This window comes from Klebsiella sp. X1-16S-Nf21 (assembly GCF_002837615.1).
GTDB classification, from domain to species: domain Bacteria; phylum Pseudomonadota; class Gammaproteobacteria; order Enterobacterales; family Enterobacteriaceae; genus Klebsiella; species Klebsiella variicola.
The window spans coordinates 35063-55558 of sequence record NZ_PJDK01000026.1; the positions used below are offsets into that span (position 1 = coordinate 35063).

The window sequence follows — 20496 nt, forward strand, 5'->3', positions numbered from 1 at the left end:
CCATACAATGACGAAAAACCCTGACAGTATACCATACAACATTTGGCCTGCGGAGGCGCTGCGCCTGGCCGAACGAGAGGCGGCGGACAGCCTGGGGCTGACGCTGTTCGAACTGATGCAGCGCGCGGGCGAGGCGGCCTTTCAGCTGGCCAGCCGCGCTTATCCCGCCAGCGCGCACTGGCTGATCCTCTGCGGACATGGCAACAACGGCGGCGACGGATATGTTGTCGCGCGTCTGGCACAGGCCGCGGGGCGGCGGGTGACGCTGCTGGCGGTAGAGAGTGACAGCCCGCTGCCGGAAGAGGCGCAGGCGGCGCGGGAGGCGTGGCTTAACGCCGGCGGCGTGATCCATGCGGCGACTATCCCGTGGCCCGACGATATCTCACTGATTATTGATGGCCTGCTCGGCACCGGTCTGCGCAGTGCGCCGCGCGATCCCGTCGCGGCGCTCATCCACCAGGCGAACCACCACCCGGCGCCGGTGGTGGCGCTGGATATCCCTTCCGGCCTGAATGCGCAGACCGGCGCGACCCCAGGTGCAGTGGTTCAGGCCGACCACACCCTGACCTTTATCGCCCTCAAACCCGGGCTGCTGACCGGCAAGGCGCGGGATGTCGTCGGGCATCTCCATCATCATGCCCTTGGGCTCGAGCGCTGGCTCGCCGGGCAAAGTACTCCCCTGACGCGGTTTTGCGCCGCCCACCTCGCCGACTGGCTGCCGCCGCGGCGGGCCACCTCCCATAAGGGCGATCACGGCAAGCTGGTGATTGTCGGCGGCGATCGCGGCACAGCAGGCGCTATCCGTATGTGCGGTGAAGCGGCCCTACGCAGCGGTGCAGGGCTGGTGCGAGTGCTTACTCACCCGGAGAACGTGGCACCCATTGTCACCGTGCGGCCGGAATTAATGGTAGATGAACTGACGCCGCAGACCCTGAAAGCCGCGCTGGAATGGGCTGATGTAGTGGCGATTGGCCCGGGTCTGGGGCAGCGCGAATGGGGGCGCAGCGCCCTGCGCACGGTGGAAAGTTTTAACAAACCGATGGTCTGGGACGCTGACGCGCTGAACCTGCTGGCATTCAATCCCGATAAACGTCACAATCGCGTGTTAACGCCGCACCCCGGCGAAGCGGCCCGTCTGCTGAACGTTAGCGTGGCAGAAATTGAAAGCGATCGCTTACTTTCTGCGCAGCGTCTGGTAAAACGGTATGGTGGCGTGGTTGTGCTGAAAGGCGCAGGCACGGTGGTGGCCAGTGAAAGCGGGGCGATGGGCATTATCGATGCCGGCAATGCCGGGATGGCCAGCGGCGGGATGGGCGATGTGCTTACCGGCATTATTGCCGCATTGTTAGGACAGCACCTGACGCCGTATGATGCAGCCTGTGCCGGGTGCGTCGCTCATGGCGATGCCGCCGACCGGGTGGCCGCTCGCGAGGGCACCCGCGGTATGCTGGCGACCGATCTCTTTTCCACGCTCAGGCGTGTTGTTAACCCGGATGTGATTGACGTAGACCATGATTAACCGAGTGATTCCTTTACCCGATGAGCAGGCCACGCTGGCCCTTGGCGACCGCATCGCGCAGGCCTGTACCGGCGCCACCGTGATTTATCTGTATGGTGATTTAGGCGCGGGGAAAACGACCTTCAGCCGCGGCTTTTTGCAGGCGCTCGGTCACCGCGGCAATGTCAAAAGCCCAACCTATACCCTGGTGGAGCCGTATACCCTCGAGAATCTGATGGTATATCACTTCGATCTCTACCGACTGGCGGATCCTGAGGAACTCGAATTTATGGGGATCCGTGATTATTTTGCCGACGATGCCATCTGCCTGGTGGAATGGCCGCAGCAAGGCGCAGGTGTCCTGCCTGACCCGGATGTTGAAATTCACCTTGATTACCAGGCACAAGGGCGTGAGGCGCGTATTACCGCGATCTCCTCACGGGGTGAGTCTTTACTGGCGCGTTTAGCCATTTAGCCTGAAGGATGACGGGATGAAGTATCGCATAACCACCTGGCTTGCCGCTGCGCTAATGCTGTCGAGTCTTCACGCCACTGCGGCGAGTTTATCCGATATCCAGGTCTCTAACGGAGACCAGCAGGCCCGTATTACCCTAAGCTTTGTCGGTGAGCCGGAGTACTCCTTTACCCCACAGGGTAAACGTCTGGTCGCGCTGGATATCAAGCAGACCGGCGTATTGCAGGGACTACCGCTGCAGTTTAGCGGCAGCAACCTGGTGAAGAGTATTCGCGCCGGTACGCCGCAGGATACGCAGACGCTGCGTCTGCTGGTGGATCTGACGGAAGATGGTAAAACGCGAGCGGTGAAGCAGCAGAACGGGGCGAATTACACGGTGGTCTTTACCATCAACGCCGACGCACCGCCGCCACCGCCACCGCCGCCTGTGGTGGTGAAACGGGCTGACCCGCCGCCGGTGATGCCTTCCCGGACGGCGACGTCAGGGCGTAACCCGTTCAGCTCGTCGGGTCATGAACGGCAGACGGCGATGACCTCCTCCCAGCCGGCGATGACCAACAATCAGACCGTGACTCGCCCGGCGGCCCGTACGGTGTCGGCGGATGATAAGGTGATTATCGCCATCGATGCCGGACACGGCGGTCAGGATCCTGGCGCAATTGGTCCGAATGGCACCAAAGAGAAGAACGTCACTATCGCTATCGCGCGCAAGCTGCGGGCGTTACTGAACGCCGATCCGCAGTTTAAGCCGGTGCTGACCCGCGACGGAGATTACTTTATTTCGGTGATGGGCCGCTCTGACGTGGCGCGTAAGCAAAACGCCAACTTCCTCGTCTCTATCCATGCTGATGCCGCGCCAAACCGCGATGCGACCGGCGCCTCGGTGTGGGTGCTCTCGAACCGTCGCGCCAACAGCGAAATGGCCGGTTGGCTCGAGCAGCATGAGAAGCAGTCTGAACTGCTCGGCGGGGCAGGCGACGTGCTGGCGAACAGCCAGGCCGACCCCTACCTGAGCCAGGCGGTGCTGGATCTGCAGTTCGGTCATTCCCAGCGCGTCGGCTACGATGTGGCGACCAACGTGCTGAGCCAGCTGCAGCGCATTGGCAACCTGCACAAACGCCGCCCGGAGCATGCCAGCCTCGGTGTATTGCGCTCGCCGGATATCCCGTCGATCCTTGTGGAAACGGGCTTTATCAGTAACAACGGTGAAGAGCGGCTGCTGGGGAGCGATGATTACCAGGAGCAGATTGCGGAGGCGATTTATAACGGCCTGCGCAACTACTTTATGCAGCATCCGCTGCAGTCGGCGCCTCGCGGCGAGGCGGCGCAGACCGCCAGCGCCGCAGCGCCAGGCGGGATGTTGATTAACTAAGGAGCAGGGGATGCCGATTCAGGTTCTGCCGCCGCAGCTCGCCAACCAGATTGCCGCCGGCGAAGTGGTGGAGCGGCCCGCGTCGGTGGTAAAAGAGCTGGTTGAGAACAGTCTTGATGCTGGCGCTACGCGGATTGACATTGATATAGAACGCGGCGGCGCGAAGCTCATTCGCATCCGCGATAACGGCAGCGGCATCAAAAAAGACGAGCTGGCGTTGGCCCTGGCTCGTCATGCGACCAGTAAGATCGCCTCGCTTGACGATCTGGAGGCGATTATCAGCCTCGGCTTTCGCGGCGAAGCGCTGGCCAGTATCAGTTCGGTGGCGCGCTTAACGCTGACTTCGCGCACGGCGGAGCAGCAGGAAGCCTGGCAGGCTTATGCCGAAGGCCGCGATCAGGCGGTAACGGTGAAGCCGGCGGCGCACCCGGTTGGCACCACCCTGGAAGTCCTCGATCTGTTCTACAACACGCCGGCGCGGCGCAAATTTATGCGCACCGAAAAAACCGAGTTCGGCCACATTGACGAGGTGGTGCGCCGCATTGCGCTGGCGCGCTTCGACGTCACCATTAACCTCAACCATAACGGTAAGGTGATACGACAGTATCGGGCAGTGGCGCAGGATGGCCAGCGGGAGCGGCGGCTGGGAACCATTTGCGGCGCCGCTTTTCTCGAACATGCGCTGGCGATCGAGTGGCAGCATGGCGATCTGACCCTGCGCGGCTGGGTTGCCGATCCGCTCCATACCACCCCGGCGCTGGCGGAAATTCAGTACTGTTACGTCAACGGCCGGATGATGCGCGACCGGCTGATCAATCATGCTATCCGCCAGGCCTGTGAAGACAAGCTGGGCGCCGATCAGCAGCCGGCGTTTGTGCTGTATCTGGAGATCGATCCCCATCAGGTGGATGTGAACGTCCATCCGGCCAAGCATGAGGTGCGTTTCCATCAGTCTCGCCTGGTGCATGACTTTATCTACCAGGGCGTACTGAGCGTGCTGCAGCAGCAGCTTGATGCGCCGCTGGCGGAAAAAGACGACCCGCCGACGCCGCGCCAGATGCCGGAGAATCGCATCGCCGCAGGCGGCAACCAGTTTGCTCGGCCGTCGGAAGCGCGTGAAGCGGCAACCCGATTCAGCATCACATCGTCGCGTGAGCCGGCTGCCTCCGGCGGCAGTTCTGGCGGCGCGAGCTGGCCGCATGCGCAGCCCGGTTACCAGAAGCAGCAGGGCGCGCTTTATCGTCAGTTGCTCGACACGCCCGCCGCTCCGCGACCCGCGCAGCCGTCCGCCGCCCCGGCGGAACTGGCTGGTCACAGTCAGAGTTTTGGCAGAGTGCTGACGATTGTCGGCGGCGATTGCGCGCTGCTGGAGCGCGAGGGCAGTCTGGCGCTGCTGTCGTTGACCGTTGCCGAGCGCTGGCTGCGCCAGGCGCAGTTGACGCCGGGTACGGAAGCGGTATGTGCCCAGCCGCTGCTGATCCCGTTGCGGTTAAAAGTCACGGAAGGGGAGAAGCGGGCGCTGGCCGCTGCGCAGTCGGCGCTGACGCAGTTGGGGATCGAGCTTCATACCGATGCCCTGCACGTGACGGTGCGCGCGGTCCCTTTACCCTTAAGACAACAAAATTTACAAATCTTGATTCCTGAACTGATAGGCTACCTGGCGCAGCAAAACGCATTCGACGTCGGCAACATCGCCCAATGGATGGCGCGTAATCTGACGAGCGAACAGGCGTCATGGAATATGGCGCAGGCGATTGCGCTGCTGGCGGACGTCGAACGTCTTTGCCCGCAGCTGGTGAAAACGCCGCCGGGTGGCCTGTTACAACCTGTAGATCTCCATTCGGCGATGAATGCCCTGAAAGATGAATGATGTAACCGAGGCGAGCCTGCCCAAGGCAATTTTTTTAATGGGCCCGACGGCCTCAGGTAAAACCGCGCTGGCGATAGCCTTACGTAAAGTTTTGCCAGTAGAGTTGATTAGTGTTGATTCCGCCCTCATTTATCGGGGAATGGATATTGGCACTGCCAAACCGGATGCCGCGGAGCTTAGCGCTGCGCCGCACCGGCTGCTGGATATTTTGGATCCCGCAGAAGCCTATTCCGCGGCTGATTTTCGCCGCGACGCGCTGGCGGCGATGGCCGATATTGTCGCCGCCGGGCGTATTCCGCTGTTAGTCGGCGGAACGATGTTGTATTTCAAAGCGTTGCTGGAAGGATTGTCGCCCTTACCGTCGGCTGACCCAGAGGTCAGAGCGCGGATTGAGCAGCAGGCCGCAGAGCAGGGGTGGAACGCGTTACATCAGCAATTACAGGAAATTGATCCCGTGGCTGCTGCGCGTATTCATCCAAATGATCCGCAAAGGCTTTCCCGGGCACTGGAAGTTTTTTTCATTTCGGGTAAAACTTTAACGGAACTGACGCAAACGTCAGGAGACGCTCTGCCATATCAGGTGCATCAGTTCGCCATCGCCCCGGCGAGCCGTGAACTGCTCCATCAACGCATAGAACAGCGTTTTCATCAGATGTTAGCTTCAGGTTTTGAAGCAGAAGTACGGGCGCTTTTTGCCCGCGGAGATTTGCATACGGATATGCCTTCCATCCGTTGTGTTGGATACCGCCAGATGTGGTCATACCTCAATGGCGAGATCCCTTATGATGAGATGGTTTATCGAGGTGTTTGCGCCACGAGACAGTTAGCCAAACGTCAGGTCACCTGGCTGCGCGGTTGGGAAGGTGTGCACTGGTTAGACAGTGAACAACCTGAACAAGCGCTCAACAAAGTATTACAGGTTGTTGGTGCGAGCCAGAACTGAACGTGTACAATTGAACGGTATCGTGCGTAATTTTTTTTAAGAATCGTAAGGTTCTGAGTACAAAACAAGCATACATATAAGGAAAAGAGAGAATGGCTAAGGGGCAATCTTTACAAGATCCGTTCCTGAACGCTTTGCGTCGGGAACGCGTTCCGGTTTCTATTTATTTGGTGAATGGTATCAAGCTGCAAGGGCAAATTGAGTCTTTCGATCAGTTCGTGATCCTGTTGAAGAACACGGTCAGCCAGATGGTCTATAAGCACGCAATTTCTACTGTTGTCCCGTCTCGCCCGGTGTCTCACCACAGCAATAATGCTGGCGGCGGTTCCAGTAACTATCACCACGGTGGTAGCGCGCAGGGCTCTTCTGCGCCGCAACAAGACAGCGACGACGCCGAATAAGGCCAGTGCTGTTTTTCCACGCCGGGGAGCCAGGTTTTCTGTGTTCCCCGCTGGTATTTTATAAGGGGTTTACGCTTGTTTGACCGTTATGACGCCGGTGAGCAGGCGGTACTGGTACACATCTATTTTTCGCAAGACAAAGATATGGAAGATCTCCAGGAGTTTGAAACTCTGGCCTCTTCCGCCGGTGTCGAAGCAATGCAGGTGATTACCGGTAGCCGTAAAGCACCGCACCCGAAGTATTTTGTTGGTGAAGGTAAGGCAGTCGAAATTGCGGAAGCCGTTAAAGCGACCGGCGCGTCGGTCGTGCTCTTCGATCATGCCCTGAGTCCGGCGCAAGAACGCAACCTGGAACGTCTGTGCGAATGCCGGGTTATCGATCGCACCGGTCTTATTTTAGATATTTTCGCCCAGCGCGCGCGCACCCATGAAGGGAAACTGCAGGTTGAGCTGGCGCAGTTGCGCCATATGGCAACCCGCCTCGTCCGCGGCTGGACCCACCTTGAAAGACAGAAAGGCGGGATTGGTTTGCGTGGCCCGGGTGAAACCCAGCTCGAAACCGACCGTCGTTTATTGCGTAACCGCATCATGCAGATCCTGTCGCGACTGGAAAAAGTTGAGAAACAGCGTGAGCAGGGGCGGCGGTCGCGCGCGAAAGCCGATATTCCAACCGTGTCGCTGGTGGGCTACACCAACGCCGGAAAATCAACGCTCTTTAACCAGATCACCGCTGCCGAGGTCTATGCCGCGAACCAGCTGTTCGCCACCCTGGACCCGACGCTGCGCCGCATTGACGTCCCTGACGTCGGCGAAACGGTGCTGGCCGATACCGTCGGCTTTATTCGCCATCTGCCGCACGATCTGGTAGCCGCGTTTAAAGCGACGTTGCAGGAGACGCGTCAGGCGACGCTGCTGCTGCATGTGATTGACGCGGCGGATGTCCGTGTGCAGGAAAACATTGATGCGGTAAATACGGTTCTCGCTGAGATTGAAGCCGATGAGATCCCCGCGCTGATGGTGATGAACAAAATCGACATGCTTGACGATTTTGAACCGCGCATCGATCGCGACGATGAAAATAAACCGATTCGGGTCTGGCTTTCAGCCCAGACCGGGGTTGGCGTACCACTGCTTTTTCAGGCATTAACGGAACGTCTTTCCGGTGAAGTGGCCCAGCATACGCTGCGCTTACCGCCGAAAGAAGGGCGACTGAGAAGCCGTTTCTATCAGCTTCAGGCGATAGAAAAAGAGTGGATGGAGGATGACGGCAGCGTGAGTCTGCAGGTGCGCATGCCGATCGTTGACTGGCGGCGCCTCTGCAAGCAAGAGCCAACGCTTGTTGACTATGTGGTTTAACCTTGCAGCTTGCCTGAAGATATTGACCCCTGTGGGGATATCAAAAACAAATATGGAGCATATACATGGCGTGGAATCAGCCCGGTAATAACGGACAGGACCGCGACCCGTGGGGGAGCAGCAAACCTGGCGGCAACTCTGAGGGAAATGGCAACAAAGGTGGTCGCGAGCAGGGGCCGCCGGATCTGGATGATATCTTCCGCAAGTTAAGTAAAAAACTTGGCGGGCTCGGCGGCGGCAAGGGCGGACTGGGCGGTGGTAATAACGCGCAGACCCCTCGCGGACCGATGGGCGGGCGTATTGTCGGCATCGTTGCCGCGGCGGCAGTGATTATCTGGGCGGCCAGCGGTTTTTATACCATTAAAGAAGCCGAACGCGGCGTCGTGACCCGTTTTGGTAAGTTCAGCCATCTGGTTGAGCCAGGCCTGAACTGGAAACCGACCTTTATCGATAACGTTCAGGCGGTGAACGTGGAGTCGGTACGTGAACTGGCCGCTTCCGGCGTCATGCTGACCTCTGACGAAAACGTCGTGCGCGTTGAGATGAACGTGCAGTACCGCGTCACCGATCCGGAACGCTATCTGTTTAGCGTTACCAGCGCGGATGACAGTCTGCGTCAGGCGACTGACAGCGCGCTGCGCGGCGTGATCGGCAAATACACTATGGATCGCATTCTGACCGAAGGTCGTACTGTGATCCGTAGCGATACCCAGCGCGAGCTGGAAGAGACTATCCGCCCGTACAACATGGGGATCACCCTGCTTGACGTCAACTTCCAGACGGCACGTCCGCCGGAAGAGGTGAAGGCGGCGTTTGACGATGCCATTGCCGCGCGTGAGAACGAGCAGCAGTACATCCGTGAAGCGGAAGCTTATACCAACGAAGTACAGCCGCGGGCGAATGGCCAGGCGCAGCGTATCCTTGAAGAGGCGCGTGCCTACAAGACCCAGACCGTCCTGGAAGCCCAGGGTGAAGTGGCTCGCTTTGCTAAGCTCCTGCCGGAATACAAAGCCGCGCCGGAAATTACCCGCGAGCGTCTGTATATCGAAACCATGGAAAAAGTGCTGAGCCACACCCGCAAAGTGCTGGTCAATGACAGCAAAAACGGCAATCTGATGGTTCTGCCGCTTGACCAGATGCTGAAAGGCGCCGCTGCGCCGGCAGCAAAGAGCGATAGCAGTGACGCCAGCGATCTGCTGCGTCTGCCACCTGCATCCAGCACAGGCAGCGCCAGCACCTCATCAACCTCGAGCTCAACCGGGGGTAGCATTATGGACCAACGCCGCGCTAACGCGCAGCGTAACGACTACCAGCGTCAGGGGGAATAACGATGCGTAAATCTGTTATCGCGATCATTGTCATCGTGCTGGTAGTGCTCTACATGTCAGTCTTTGTCGTAAAGGAAGGCGAGCGCGGGATTACGCTGCGTTTCGGTAAAGTTCTGCGCGACGACGAAAACAAGCCGCTGGTGTATGCGCCGGGCCTGCACTTCAAGATCCCGTTTATCGAATCGGTGAAGATGCTGGATGCGCGTATCCAGACCATGGACAACCAGGCTGACCGTTTTGTGACCAAAGAGAAAAAAGACCTGATCGTCGACTCCTATATCAAGTGGCGCATCAGTGACTTCAGCCGTTACTACCTGGCAACCGGCGGCGGCGACGTCTCCCAGGCCGAGGTGCTGCTGAAGCGTAAATTCTCTGACCGTCTGCGTTCTGAAATTGGTCGTCTGGATGTGAAAGACATCGTCACCGACTCCCGTGGCCGCCTGACGCTGGAAGTGCGCGATGCGCTTAACTCGGGTTCTGCTGGCACGGAAGACGAGGTCAGCACCCCGGCGGCTGATGACGCTATCGCCAAAGCCGCTGAGCGGGTGGAAGCGGAAACCAACGGCAAAGTGCAGGTGATCAACCCGAACAGTATGGCGGCGCTGGGTATCGAAGTTGTCGACGTGCGTATCAAACAGATCAACCTGCCGGCAGAAGTGTCGGAAGCGATTTATAACCGTATGCGCGCGGAGCGTGAAGCGGTTGCTCGTCGCCACCGTTCACAGGGTCAGGAAGAAGCTGAGAAACTGCGCGCGACCGCAGACTACGAAGTCACCAAGACGCTGGCGGAAGCCGAGCGCCAGGGTCGTATCCTGCGTGGTGAAGGTGATGCGGAATCGGCAAAACTGTTTGCCGACGCGTTCAGCCAGGATCCAGGCTTCTACTCCTTTATCCGTAGCCTGCGCGCCTATGAGAAGAGCTTCCAGAGCAACCAGGATGTGATGGTCCTGAGCCCGGACAGCGATTTCTTCCGCTATATGCGTTCACCGGATTCGGCGCGTAAATAAGCCGCAGAGGGTGTAAGCCTGAAGTGCTAACGCGAAAAGGCGCCTGTTTCAGGCGCCTTTTTTCATACTGCGGGGGCGTGAATTAGTTGCCGAGCAGTTTGTTCAGCAGGCCACCGATCACCGGCAGGCTCGCCAGCGCACTTTCGATGGTGCCACCGATAGTCGACCCAACGCTTTCGCCCAGGGTTTTGCCCAGGTCTGGCGCCAGGTCGGCCAGATTGAGGGTGCCAATCAGCGGCAGGTTGATGCTCAGGGCATCGGTACCCATCGTCCATGCGGCGGCGCCGACCTTGCTGCCTAAGGAAGCCAGGCCATCCTGTAACCAGCCTGCGCCGCTCACATTTTCGATTTCAAACGCGGTTAATTCTCTCATGATAATCTTCCTGATTATGTAGACGTACCGGGTTGTAGTACGCGACGGCATAGTTACAATTTAAAAAATATGCAGCAATACAATTAGTTGTGAATTTTGTTTCACCTTGCCAGTTCATAATGAAGATGAAATACGGGACAATGTGAAATGAGTGAATGAATTCACCATGCTGGCCGATGACGCCCGCGAGGGCGACGATAATACTTTTCAATTAGGGTTGATAATGAACTCCACCATTTGGCTGGCGCTGGCGCTGGTTTTAGTACTCGAAGGGCTCGGCCCGCTGCTCTATCCTCGCGCCTGGCGCAAAATGGTCGCCAGCCTGAGCCAGTTACCGGATAATTTATTGCGCCGCTTTGGCGGCGGACTTGTGGTTGCAGGGATTGTGATCTACTACATGTTGAGGAAATCGATTGGCTGATCAAAAAGTGGTCGGATTTGCCTTATTTTGGATGCAAAAAGTGCTGTAACTCTGAAAAAGCGATGGTAGAATCCATTTTTAAGCAAACGGTGATTTTGAAAAATGGGTAACAACGTCGTCGTACTGGGCACCCAATGGGGTGACGAAGGTAAAGGGAAGATCGTCGATCTCCTGACAGAACGGGCTAAATATGTTGTGCGCTACCAGGGTGGCCATAACGCAGGCCATACTCTCGTAATCAACGGTGAAAAAACCGTCCTCCATCTTATTCCATCAGGTATTCTCCGTGAGAATGTAACCAGCATCATCGGTAACGGTGTTGTGCTGTCTCCGGCTGCGCTGATGAAAGAGATGAAAGGTCTGGAAGACCGTGGTATCCCTGTTCGTGAGCGTCTGCTGCTGTCCGAAGCCTGCCCGCTTATCCTCGACTATCACGTGGCGCTGGACGTCGCACGTGAGAAAGCACGCGGTGCGAAAGCTATCGGTACGACCGGTCGCGGTATCGGCCCGGCTTACGAAGATAAAGTTGCTCGTCGCGGTCTGCGCGTTGGCGACCTGTTTGATAAAGCCACCTTCGCTGACAAACTGAAAGAAGTGATGGAATATCACAACTTCCAGTTGGTGAACTTCTACAAAGCAGAAGCGGTTGACTACCAGAAAGTGCTGGACGATGTCATGGCGATTGCCGACATCCTCACCGGCATGGTCGTTGATGTTTCCGATCTGCTGGATCAGGCGCGTAAGCGCGGCGACTTCGTGATGTTCGAAGGCGCGCAGGGTACCCTGCTGGATATCGACCACGGTACCTATCCGTACGTAACTTCCTCCAACACCACCGCGGGTGGCGTGGCGACCGGTTCTGGCCTGGGTCCGCGTTATGTGGATTACGTACTGGGTATCATCAAAGCTTACTCGACTCGCGTAGGCGCGGGTCCGTTCCCGACCGAGCTGTTTGATGAAACTGGCGAGTTCCTCTGCAAGCAGGGTAACGAATTCGGCGCCACCACCGGTCGTCGTCGTCGTACCGGCTGGCTGGACGCGGTTGCAGTACGCCGCGCGGTGCAGATTAACTCGCTGTCCGGCTTCTGCCTGACTAAACTGGACGTCCTGGACGGCCTGAAAGAAGTGAAAATCTGCGTCGGCTACCGTATGCCGGACGGCCGTGAAGTGACCACCACTCCGCTGGCTGCCGACAACTGGGAAGGTATCGAGCCTATCTACGAAACCATGCCGGGCTGGTCCGAAACCACCTTCGGCGTGAAAGAGCGCAGCGGTCTGCCGCAGGCAGCGCTGAACTACATTCAGCGTATTGAAGAGCTGACCGGCGTGCCGGTGGATATCATTTCTACTGGTCCAGACCGTACCGAGACCATGATTCTGCGCGACCCGTTCGACGCGTAATCACTCTCAAGGGGCGCCGTTCGGGCGCCCTTGTTTTTGCTGTTCGCCCGCCCCATTTCAAATAAATTAGCGGCCTGAGCGCTGGCTGGTTTATCATCAATAATAATGATGTCGCTCGACATACCCTGTTTTCTTTTCCCTGAGGTTTATGTGCAGTTAACGAGTTTCACCGATTACGGATTACGCGCGCTGATTTATATGGCGTCGCTGCCGGAAGGACGCATGACCAGCATCTCGGAAGTGACCGAGGTCTATGGCGTCTCCCGTAATCATATGGTTAAAATAATCAATCAGTTAAGCCGCATGGGCTACGTGACTGCCGTGCGGGGGAAGAATGGGGGCATTCGCCTCGGTAAACCAGCAGGGCAGATCCGCGTGGGCGACGTGGTGCGCGACCTTGAACCCTTATCGCTGGTCAACTGCAGCAGCGAATTTTGCCACATTACACCAGCCTGTCGTCTGAAACAGGCGCTAGCTGAAGCCGCGCAGAGTTTTCTCAAGGAGCTGGATAACTATACGCTGGCTGATTTGGTTGAGAAGAATCAACCGCTTTATAAATTATTACTGGTGGAGTGACGCCACTCTGCCGGAGATGACAACGGAGGAACCGATATGTCACAAGATCCATTCCAGGAACGCGAAGCTGAGAAGTACGCGAATCCCATCCCGAGCCGGGAATTTATCCTCGAACATTTAACCAAACGGGAAAAGCCTGCCAGCCGCGATGAGCTGGCCATCGAGTTGAATATTGAGGGCGAAGAACAAATAGAAGCGCTGCGCCGCCGCCTGCGCGCGATGGAGCGCGACGGTCAGCTGGTCTTCACACGCCGCCAGTGCTATGCGCTGCCGGAGCGTCTTGATCTCCTCAAAGGTACCGTTATTGGCCACCGTGATGGCTATGGATTCCTGCGCGTTGAAGGGCGCAAGGACGATCTGTATCTGTCGTCAGAGCAGATGAAAACCTGTATTCACGGTGACCAGGTGCTGGCCCAGCCGCTGGGTGCGGACCGTAAGGGCCGCCGCGAGGCGCGCATCGTTCGTGTGCTGGTACCGAAAACCAGCCAGATTGTTGGCCGCTACTTCACCGACGCTGGTGTCGGCTTCGTCGTCCCGGACGACAGTCGCCTGAGCTTCGATATCCTGATCCCGCCTGAAGATATTATGGGCGCGCGGATGGGCTACGTGGTGGTGGTCGAACTGACCCAGCGCCCAACCCGCCGCACCAAAGCGGTCGGGAAAATCGTCGAAGTGCTGGGCGACAACATGGGCACCGGCATGGCCGTCGATATGGCGCTGCGTACCCATGAAATTCCTTACGTCTGGCCGCCGGCGGTGGAAAAACAAGTTTCCGGCCTCAAAGAGCAGGTGCCGGAAGAGGCGAAAGCCGGACGCGTCGATCTGCGCTCTCTGCCGCTGGTCACTATTGATGGCGAAGATGCCCGCGACTTCGATGACGCGGTGTACTGCGAGAAGAAACGCGGCGGCGGCTGGCGTCTGTGGGTGGCTATCGCCGACGTGAGCTACTATGTGCGCCCTGGTACGCCGCTGGACGGCGAAGCGCGTAGCCGCGGGACGTCGGTCTACTTCCCGTCGCAGGTGGTACCGATGCTGCCGGAAGTGCTGTCGAACGGCCTGTGCTCGCTGAACCCGCAGGTCGATCGCCTGTGTATGGTGTGCGAGATGACGATTTCGTCAAAAGGCCGCCTGACCGGCTTTAAGTTCTATGAAGCGGTGATGAGTTCACATGCTCGCCTGACCTACACCAAAGTGTGGCATATGCTGCAGGGCGATCAGGAGCTGCGCGAACACTACGCGCCGCTGGTGAAGCATATTGAAGAGCTGCATAACCTCTACAAAGTGCTGGAGAGCGCCCGCGAAGAGCGCGGCGGTATCTCATTTGAAAGTGAAGAAGCTAAATTCATCTTCAATGCCGAACGCCGTATTGAGCGTATCGAACAGACTCAGCGTAACGATGCGCATAAGCTGATTGAAGAGTGTATGATCCTGGCGAACATCTCCGCCGCGCGTTTCGTTGAGAAAGCGCAGGAGCCGGCACTGTTCCGTATCCACGATAAGCCAAGCACCGAAGCGATTACCTCGTTCCGTACCGTGCTGGCTGAGCTGGGACTGGAGCTGCCGGGCGGCAACAAGCCGGAGCCGCGCGATTACGCCGAACTGTTGACCTCCATTGCCGATCGTCCGGATGCCGAAATGCTGCAAACGATGCTCCTGCGCTCCATGAAGCAGGCGGTCTACGATCCGGAAAACCGTGGCCACTTTGGCCTGGCGCTGCAGTCATACGCCCACTTCACCTCGCCGATTCGCCGCTACCCGGATCTGTCGCTACACCGCGCCATCAAGTATCTGCTGGCAAAAGAGCAGGGACATAAAGGGAATAGCACCGAGACCGGCGGCTGGCACTACAGCATGGAAGAGATGCTCCAGCTGGGCCAGCACTGTTCGATGACCGAGCGCCGCGCCGACGAAGCGACGCGTGAAGTGTCCGACTGGCTGAAGTGCGACTTCATGCAGGATCAGGTGGGCAACACCTTCTCCGGTGTCATCGCCAGCGTGACCGGCTTTGGCTTCTTTGTCCGCCTGAACGATCTGTTTATCGATGGTCTGGTGCATGTCTCCTCCCTGGATAACGACTATTACCGTTTTGACCAAGTTGGCCAGCGGCTGATCGGCGAGTCCGGCGGCCAGACTTATCGTCTGGGCGACCGCGTGGAAGTCCGCGTGGAAGCCGTCAACATGGATGAGCGTAAGATTGATTTCAGCCTGATTTCCAGCGAGCGTGCGCCGCGTAATGTTGGCAAAACCGCCCGTGAGAAAGCGAAAAAGAGCACCTCTGGCAAACCGGGTGGCCGTCGCCGCCAGGTGGGTAAACAGGTGAACTTCGAGCCGGATAGCGCGTTCCGCAAAGAAAAAGACCAGGCTAAAGCGAAGCCCAAAGGCGAGAAGAAAGCGAAAAAACCGTCGGCGAAAACACAGAAAATCGCCGCCGCGACCAAAGCCAAGCGCGCGGCAAAGAAGAAAATCGCCGAGTGATTGACGTCCCTTCACTCCAGAAGTCTGCTGGCGCAGAACGGGGTGAAGGGGACGGATAACAGAACCTAAAACGAGTACATCAATGAGTGAAATGATTTACGGCATCCATGCGGTGCAGGCACTGCTGGAACGCGCACCTGAGCGTTTTCAGGAAGTTTATATTCTGAAAGGCCGTGAGGATAAGCGCCTGCTGCCGCTGATCCATGCCCTGGAAGCGCAGGGCGTGGTGATTCAGGTGGCCAACCGCCAGTTCCTCGATGAGAAGAGCGAAGGCGCGGTGCATCAGGGGATCATTGCCCGCGTGAAGCCAGGACGTCAGTATCAGGAGAACGATCTGCCGGATCTGCTGGCGCAGCACGATCAGCCGTTCCTGCTGATCCTCGACGGCGTAACCGATCCGCACAACCTCGGCGCCTGCCTGCGTAGCGCTGATGCCGCTGGTGTGCATGCGGTGATCGTGCCAAAAGATCGTTCCGCTCAGCTGAATGCGACGGCGAAGAAAGTGGCCTGCGGCGCGGCGGAGAACGTCCCGCTGATCCGCGTGACCAACCTGGCGCGTACCATGCGTCTGCTGCAGGAAGCGAACGTCTGGATCGTCGGGACCGCTGGAGAAGCCGACCATACGCTGTTCCAGAGCAAAATGACCGGCCCGATGGCGCTGGTGATGGGCGCTGAAGGTGAAGGTATGCGTCGTCTGACCCGCGAGCACTGCGATGAGCTGATCAGCATCCCGATGGCGGGTAGCGTCTCCTCGCTGAACGTCTCGGTGGCCACCGGCATCTGCCTGTTTGAAGCGGTACGCCAGCGCAGCTAAGCTGAACCGTCGACGATTCCAAAAAAGCCATCCTCCGGGATGGCTTTTTTGTGACCGCTTTCGCGGGCGAGAATCCCCCTGGAAAACCATACTTATGGCTATCGCCATTGATGGAGGGAGACACGATGCACTGGCAAACGCACACCATTTTTAATCAACCGACTCCGCTGAATAACAGCAATCTTTTCCTGTCCGATACCGCCTTGCGTGAAGCGGTGGTCCGCGAAGGCGCCGGCTGGGATGGCGATCTGCTCGCCAGCATTGGCCAGCAGCTGGGGACCGCCGAATCGCTGGAGCTGGGACGCCTGGCCAACAGTAACCCTCCGGAGCTGCTGCGCTATGACGCCACTGGCGCCCGGCTGGACGACGTACGCTTCCATCCCGCCTGGCACCTGCTGATGCAGGGGCTGTGCGCGAACCGGGTGCATAACCTCGCCTGGCAGGAGGATGCCCGCGAAAGCGCGTTTGTGGCGCGTGCCGCCCGCTTTCTGCTTCATGCCCAGGTGGAGGCCGGGACGTTGTGCCCGATTACCATGACCTTCGCCGCGACGCCCCTGCTGCAGCACGCCCTGCCCGCGCCCTTTCGCGACTGGCTGTCGCCGCTGCTGAGCGACCGTTACGATCCCCACCTCGCGCCTGGCGGCCAGAAGCGCGGCCTGCTGATCGGCATGGGGATGACCGAGAAGCAAGGGGGCTCCGATGTGCTGAGCAATACCACCCGCGCGGAGAAAACGGCGGAAGGGTTTTACCGGCTGGTGGGACACAAGTGGTTCTTCTCAGTGCCGCAGAGCGATGCCCACCTGGTGCTGGCCCAGGCCCCCGCGGGACTGTCGTGCTTCTTTGTGCCGCGTCTGCTGCCCGACGGGCAGCGCAACGGCGTGCGTCTTGAACGCTTAAAAGAGAAGCTCGGCAACCGCTCCAACGCCAGCAGTGAAGTGGAGTTTTATGATGCCTGCGGCTGGCTGGTGGGCGAAGAGGGCGACGGCGTGCGGCAGATCCTCAGGATGGGCGGCCTGACCCGCTTTGACTGCGCGCTGGGCAGCCATGCCCTGATGCGTCGCGCCTTCTCGGTGGCGCTGTATCACGCGCTACAGCGTCAGGCGTTTGGCAAAAACCTGGTCGATCAGCCGATGATGCGCCAGCTGCTGGGGCAAATGGCGCTGCGTCTGGAGGGGCAAACCGCGTTTCTGTTTCGCCTGGCTCGCGCCTGGGACCGTCGGGAGGATGCCCGGGAAAGCGCCTGGGCGCGCCTGTTTACGCCGGCTGCCAAGTTTGCCATCTGTAAGGCCGGCATCCCGTTTGTCGCCGAGGCGATGGAAGTGCTCGGCGGCATCGGCTATTGCGAGGAGAGCGAACTCCCGCGCCTCTACCGTGAGATGCCGGTCAACAGCATCTGGGAAGGTTCCGGCAACATTATGTGTCTCGATGTCATGCGGGTGCTCAGCAAGCAGCCGGCGGCGATGGAGCTGCTGGCGGCAGAGTGCGCGGAGGTGAAAGGACAGAATCGCCATCTCGACCGCGCGTGGCGTCAACTGCAGCAGCTGCTGAGACGGCCCGCCGAAGAGCAGGGGAGAGAGATTGCCCGGCTGGTCTATCGTCTTGGCGCGGGGGCGCAGATGCTGCGCCACGCTTCGCCGCCGCTGGCTGAAGCCTGGTGTCGGATGATGCTCGACACCCGCGGCGGCATGCGTCTTGATGCGCCGACCCTCGACGACCTGCTGCTGCGGGCCATGGGGCGCGGGCGCCAGGCGCCTCAGGCGTAGAGAATGGCCTGAACGCGCCAGCTGTCCGGCTGTTGTTCTTCGTACATCTGAATAATGCGATACCAGGAGGCGCCTTGCTCGTCCGCTTTGCGGGCAATGGCGTGCTCCACATCCTGTTGGCTGCCGGAAAGATTAGTGACGGAGATCAGACCGATTTCATTCAGGCCAGTGACGCAATCCGCGCTGGCGAATTCGGCTGACTGCGCGGACGTATTGGCCGTCGCAGCGGTAAACAGCAGGCTGGGTAGGGTAAAAGATCGTTTCATCGTCAGCTCCATTTCACGTAGTCCCAAGGGCAGTCCGTTGCTAACGTCCTGCCAGGTGGCTGGCCGAACGTTATTATGCACAGGAGAACGTGAATGGACGCAAAGCTGTGTAAAGCAGATTTAAAGACGCCGCCTCGTCATCGACGATAGAGGATCGCCTGCGAATACCACTGGCCGGGTACCATGGTGTCATCGATCATGATGATGACGTAGTAATCGGCTTTGGCCGCTTCTGCTTTGGCCTTCAGCGCCGCTTCGACATCCATCGGCGAACCGTACATCAGCACACTCACCGTGGCCATTTTCTGCAGGCCAGCCGTCTGGTTACGCTGGATCTCCTGCGGATGGTCGGTGGCGGGCGGCGGGGCTTCCGGCGTTCCCTGCAGGGCACTACACCCGCTGAGGACGATAGCCAGTAACCACGGTGAAAACCTGCGCATAACCATATCTCGTTTCCTGATAGTGATAGTGTAGTGGTAGCCTTAACAGGATTGCCGGGGAATGTTCCCGAACTGTTATCTCTGACGCGATTTTCGAATGAAAATGTTGTGAAAGCGTAACCGGGTTCTCAACATTATGAATCGTAGCAAACTGGGTTGCCCGGTGAATGAATTTTCCCATGACGCCTTACCACGATAGAGAAGGGAGACGATAAATGATTGCACTAGAAATGCGCAACCTCGGCGGCGGTGAAATTTTGCATGCCTGCCCGCAGGAGAGTCTGAATAAACCCTTACCCTGTATCGTTTTTTATCATGGCTTTACCTCCTCGAAGCTGGTCTACAGCTACTTTGCGGTGGCGTTGGCCGAGGCGGGCTTCCGGGTGATCATGCCGGATGCGCCGGAGCATGGGGCGCGTTATCAGGGCGACGAGGCCGGGCGGATGCAGCGCTTCTGGCCGATCCTGCAGCAGAATTTCAGGGAGTTTCCCGCGTTGCGCGAGGCGATTATCGCCGAGGGATGGCTGGAGGGAGAGCGGCTGGCGGTGGCTGGCGCCTCGATGGGAGGGATGACGGCGCTGGGCATCATGACGCACCATCCCGAACTGAACAGCGTCGCTTGTCTGATGGGGTCGGGCTATTTTCGTTCGCTGTCGCAAACCCTGTTTCCCTCGCCTGGCTTTGATGCTGACAGTCTCCGCGAATGGGATGTCAGCCATCAGCTGGCGTCCCTTGCCCGGCGGCCGCTGTTGCTCTGGCATGGGGACGCTGACGATGTGGTGCCGCCGGAAGAGACCTTCCGTCTTGAGCAGGCGCTGCGGCAAGGCGATCTTACCGCCAGGCTGACCTGCGTCTGGCAAAAGGGCGTCCGCCATCGCATTACGCCAGAGGCGCTGGCCGCGACGGTCGCCTTTTTCCGCCAGCATCTTTAAACGCGGATCACGCTGACGCCCTGATCCTCAAGCTGTTTGAGGATTGCGGCATCAGCCTGTTTCCCGGTGATCACCACGTCAATTTGCCCGGCCTGGCTGAATAACATCCCGGCGCGCTCGCCGACCTTGCTGCTGTCGACCAGCACCGCCAGTTTGCCGACCACGTTGAGCATTTTCTGCTCGGCCATGGCGGTCAGCATATCGGTTTTGTAGAGCCCTTCGGCGGTGAGTCCTTTGCCGCTGGTGAACATCCAGTGTCCGGCATACAGGCTGTTTTCGCTACCGTGGGGGCTGAGCGTGATGGCGTGGCTACGGTTGTACTGTCCACCCATGATAATCACGCTGTCGTGCTCCTGGTCGATCAGGTAATTAGCCAGCGGCAGATAGTTGGTGATGATCTGCACCGGTTTACCGCACAATTCCCGCCCCAGCAGAAAGGCGGTGGAGCCGCAGTTAATGACGATACTTTCCCCCGGCGCGATCAGCTGCGAAGCGGCGCGTGCGATACGCACTTTTTCATCCAGGTTTTGCGCCTGATGGATATTCATCGGCGTCCAGCGGGGGCGCTGCTCACTAATGGCTTCCGCGCCATTGCGAACCTTTTTCAGTTTGCCGCTTTCATCCAGCTTGTTGATATCACGTCGGGCGGTTGCGGGTGAGATCCCGAGCCGCGACATCACCTGCTCTACGGTAACAAACCCCGTTTGGGCGAGCAGATCCAGCAGAATTTGGTGCCTTTGCGCTTCCGTCATGAGCGAATCCGATTAAAAGTGAACGGCAAAGAT

20 protein-coding genes are annotated in these 20496 nt (G+C 58.7%); 16 read left to right on the forward strand and 4 right to left on the reverse strand.

The window, feature by feature from the left end:
* Positions 1–7 precede the first annotated feature (7 nt).
* The 9 genes from nnr to hflC all read left to right on the forward strand — a co-directional run bounded on the left by nnr (position 8) and on the right by hflC (position 10250).
* Positions 8–1519 carry a bifunctional ADP-dependent NAD(P)H-hydrate dehydratase/NAD(P)H-hydrate epimerase gene (gene nnr, locus CW267_RS13825; protein ID WP_023323501.1) on the forward strand — a complete coding sequence of 504 codons (1512 nt, stop codon included), beginning with the start codon at positions 8–10 and terminating at the stop codon, positions 1517–1519.
* Positions 1512–1973: a tRNA (adenosine(37)-N6)-threonylcarbamoyltransferase complex ATPase subunit type 1 TsaE gene (gene tsaE / locus CW267_RS13830; protein ID WP_012543113.1), complete on the forward strand. Its 462-nt coding sequence runs from the start codon at positions 1512–1514 to the stop codon at positions 1971–1973. The genes nnr and tsaE overlap by 8 nt, the downstream gene beginning before the upstream one ends.
* Before the next feature lie 16 nt (positions 1974–1989).
* Positions 1990–3345, forward strand: coding sequence for an N-acetylmuramoyl-L-alanine amidase AmiB (gene amiB / locus CW267_RS13835; protein WP_008807196.1), 1356 nt, complete (start codon positions 1990–1992; stop codon positions 3343–3345).
* Positions 3346–3355: 10 nt separating this feature from the next.
* Positions 3356–5215, forward strand: a complete 1860-nt coding sequence (gene mutL, locus CW267_RS13840; protein WP_008807195.1) for a DNA mismatch repair endonuclease MutL — start codon at positions 3356–3358, stop codon at positions 5213–5215.
* Positions 5208–6158 carry a tRNA (adenosine(37)-N6)-dimethylallyltransferase MiaA gene (miaA, locus tag CW267_RS13845; protein ID WP_002885652.1) on the forward strand — a complete coding sequence of 317 codons (951 nt, stop codon included), beginning with the start codon at positions 5208–5210 and terminating at the stop codon, positions 6156–6158. The genes mutL and miaA overlap by 8 nt, the downstream gene beginning before the upstream one ends.
* A 92-nt stretch (positions 6159–6250) precedes the next feature.
* Positions 6251–6559 (forward strand): RNA chaperone Hfq, encoded by a 309-nt coding sequence (gene hfq, locus CW267_RS13850; protein ID WP_002885659.1) that lies wholly within the window; start codon positions 6251–6253, stop codon positions 6557–6559.
* 75 nt (positions 6560–6634) lie between these two features.
* The gene (gene hflX / locus CW267_RS13855) at positions 6635–7915 is read left to right on the forward strand and encodes a ribosome rescue GTPase HflX (RefSeq protein WP_008807194.1); all 1281 of its coding nucleotides are present in this window, start codon (positions 6635–6637) and stop codon (positions 7913–7915) included.
* A gap of 65 nt (positions 7916–7980) precedes the next feature.
* Entirely contained in the window at positions 7981–9243 is a 1263-nt protein-coding gene (gene hflK / locus CW267_RS13860) for an FtsH protease activity modulator HflK (protein WP_012543112.1), read from the forward strand.
* Between the two features lie 2 nt (positions 9244–9245).
* Entirely contained in the window at positions 9246–10250 is a 1005-nt protein-coding gene (hflC, locus tag CW267_RS13865) for a protease modulator HflC (protein WP_002885662.1), read from the forward strand.
* Positions 10251–10332: 82 nt separating this feature from the next.
* Here hflC and CW267_RS13870 read toward each other — a convergent pair whose 3' ends face one another.
* Positions 10333–10623, reverse strand: coding sequence for a hypothetical protein (locus CW267_RS13870; RefSeq protein ID WP_008807192.1), 291 nt, complete (start codon positions 10621–10623; stop codon positions 10333–10335).
* A gap of 223 nt (positions 10624–10846) precedes the next feature.
* On the opposite strand from CW267_RS13870, the gene CW267_RS13880 reads away from it, so the two are divergent.
* The 6 genes from CW267_RS13880 (at position 10847) to CW267_RS13905 (ending at position 18073) form a co-directional block, all read left to right on the forward strand.
* Positions 10847–11044 (forward strand): DUF2065 domain-containing protein, encoded by a 198-nt coding sequence (locus CW267_RS13880; protein ID WP_002885664.1) that lies wholly within the window; start codon positions 10847–10849, stop codon positions 11042–11044.
* 102 nt (positions 11045–11146) lie between these two features.
* Positions 11147–12445 (forward strand): adenylosuccinate synthase, encoded by a 1299-nt coding sequence (locus tag CW267_RS13885; RefSeq protein ID WP_012543110.1) that lies wholly within the window; start codon positions 11147–11149, stop codon positions 12443–12445.
* Positions 12446–12595: 150 nt separating this feature from the next.
* Positions 12596–13021 carry a nitric oxide-sensing transcriptional repressor NsrR gene (nsrR, locus tag CW267_RS13890; RefSeq protein ID WP_002885667.1) on the forward strand — a complete coding sequence of 142 codons (426 nt, stop codon included), beginning with the start codon at positions 12596–12598 and terminating at the stop codon, positions 13019–13021.
* A 36-nt stretch (positions 13022–13057) separates the two neighbouring features.
* On the forward strand, positions 13058–15496 hold the full coding sequence (gene rnr, locus CW267_RS13895) for a ribonuclease R (RefSeq protein ID WP_008807189.1): 2439 nt from the start codon (positions 13058–13060) through the stop codon (positions 15494–15496).
* A gap of 82 nt (positions 15497–15578) precedes the next feature.
* Positions 15579–16310 carry a 23S rRNA (guanosine(2251)-2'-O)-methyltransferase RlmB gene (gene rlmB, locus CW267_RS13900; RefSeq protein WP_008807188.1) on the forward strand — a complete coding sequence of 244 codons (732 nt, stop codon included), beginning with the start codon at positions 15579–15581 and terminating at the stop codon, positions 16308–16310.
* 125 nt (positions 16311–16435) lie between these two features.
* A complete protein-coding gene (locus CW267_RS13905) occupies positions 16436–18073 on the forward strand; it encodes an isovaleryl-CoA dehydrogenase (protein WP_100781639.1) in 1638 nt (545 codons plus the stop codon).
* Here CW267_RS13905 and yjfN read toward each other — a convergent pair.
* Positions 18064–18339 (reverse strand): DUF1471 family protease activator YjfN, encoded by a 276-nt coding sequence (gene yjfN / locus CW267_RS13910; protein WP_008807186.1) that lies wholly within the window; start codon positions 18337–18339, stop codon positions 18064–18066. The genes CW267_RS13905 and yjfN overlap by 10 nt on opposite strands.
* Positions 18340–18476: 137 nt before the next feature.
* Positions 18477–18785 (reverse strand): biofilm peroxide resistance protein BsmA, encoded by a 309-nt coding sequence (gene bsmA / locus CW267_RS13915; RefSeq protein WP_008807185.1) that lies wholly within the window; start codon positions 18783–18785, stop codon positions 18477–18479.
* Between the two features lie 209 nt (positions 18786–18994).
* Between bsmA and yjfP the strand changes: the two genes are divergently transcribed.
* Positions 18995–19711 carry an esterase gene (gene yjfP / locus CW267_RS13920; RefSeq protein WP_023296924.1) on the forward strand — a complete coding sequence of 239 codons (717 nt, stop codon included), beginning with the start codon at positions 18995–18997 and terminating at the stop codon, positions 19709–19711.
* Here yjfP and ulaR read toward each other — a convergent pair.
* Complete coding sequence (gene ulaR / locus CW267_RS13925) at positions 19708–20463, reverse strand: HTH-type transcriptional regulator UlaR (protein WP_008807183.1); 756 nt, start codon at positions 20461–20463, stop codon at positions 19708–19710. The genes yjfP and ulaR overlap by 4 nt on opposite strands.
* Positions 20464–20496: the final 33 nt, after the last annotated feature.

Excerpts from the sequence above, each read along its gene's own strand:
- nnr (WP_023323501.1), top strand. The coding sequence starts at position 8 with ATGACGAAAAACCCTGACAGTATACCATACAACATTTGGCCTGCGGAG.
- tsaE (WP_012543113.1), top strand. The coding sequence starts at position 1,512 with ATGATTAACCGAGTGATTCCTTTACCCGATGAGCAGGCCACGCTGGCC.
- amiB (WP_008807196.1), top strand. The coding sequence starts at position 1,990 with ATGAAGTATCGCATAACCACCTGGCTTGCCGCTGCGCTAATGCTGTCG.
- mutL (WP_008807195.1), top strand. The coding sequence starts at position 3,356 with ATGCCGATTCAGGTTCTGCCGCCGCAGCTCGCCAACCAGATTGCCGCC.
- miaA (WP_002885652.1), top strand. The coding sequence starts at position 5,208 with ATGAATGATGTAACCGAGGCGAGCCTGCCCAAGGCAATTTTTTTAATG.
- hfq (WP_002885659.1), top strand. The coding sequence starts at position 6,251 with ATGGCTAAGGGGCAATCTTTACAAGATCCGTTCCTGAACGCTTTGCGT.
- hflK (WP_012543112.1), top strand. The coding sequence starts at position 7,981 with ATGGCGTGGAATCAGCCCGGTAATAACGGACAGGACCGCGACCCGTGG.
- hflC (WP_002885662.1), top strand. The coding sequence starts at position 9,246 with ATGCGTAAATCTGTTATCGCGATCATTGTCATCGTGCTGGTAGTGCTC.
- CW267_RS13870 (WP_008807192.1), bottom strand. The coding sequence starts at position 10,623 with ATGAGAGAATTAACCGCGTTTGAAATCGAAAATGTGAGCGGCGCAGGC.
- CW267_RS13880 (WP_002885664.1), top strand. The coding sequence starts at position 10,847 with ATGAACTCCACCATTTGGCTGGCGCTGGCGCTGGTTTTAGTACTCGAA.
- CW267_RS13885 (WP_012543110.1), top strand. The coding sequence starts at position 11,147 with ATGGGTAACAACGTCGTCGTACTGGGCACCCAATGGGGTGACGAAGGT.
- rnr (WP_008807189.1), top strand. The coding sequence starts at position 13,058 with ATGTCACAAGATCCATTCCAGGAACGCGAAGCTGAGAAGTACGCGAAT.
- rlmB (WP_008807188.1), top strand. The coding sequence starts at position 15,579 with ATGAGTGAAATGATTTACGGCATCCATGCGGTGCAGGCACTGCTGGAA.
- CW267_RS13905 (WP_100781639.1), top strand. The coding sequence starts at position 16,436 with ATGCACTGGCAAACGCACACCATTTTTAATCAACCGACTCCGCTGAAT.
- yjfN (WP_008807186.1), bottom strand. The coding sequence starts at position 18,339 with ATGAAACGATCTTTTACCCTACCCAGCCTGCTGTTTACCGCTGCGACG.
- bsmA (WP_008807185.1), bottom strand. The coding sequence starts at position 18,785 with ATGGTTATGCGCAGGTTTTCACCGTGGTTACTGGCTATCGTCCTCAGC.
- yjfP (WP_023296924.1), top strand. The coding sequence starts at position 18,995 with ATGATTGCACTAGAAATGCGCAACCTCGGCGGCGGTGAAATTTTGCAT.
- ulaR (WP_008807183.1), bottom strand. The coding sequence starts at position 20,463 with ATGACGGAAGCGCAAAGGCACCAAATTCTGCTGGATCTGCTCGCCCAA.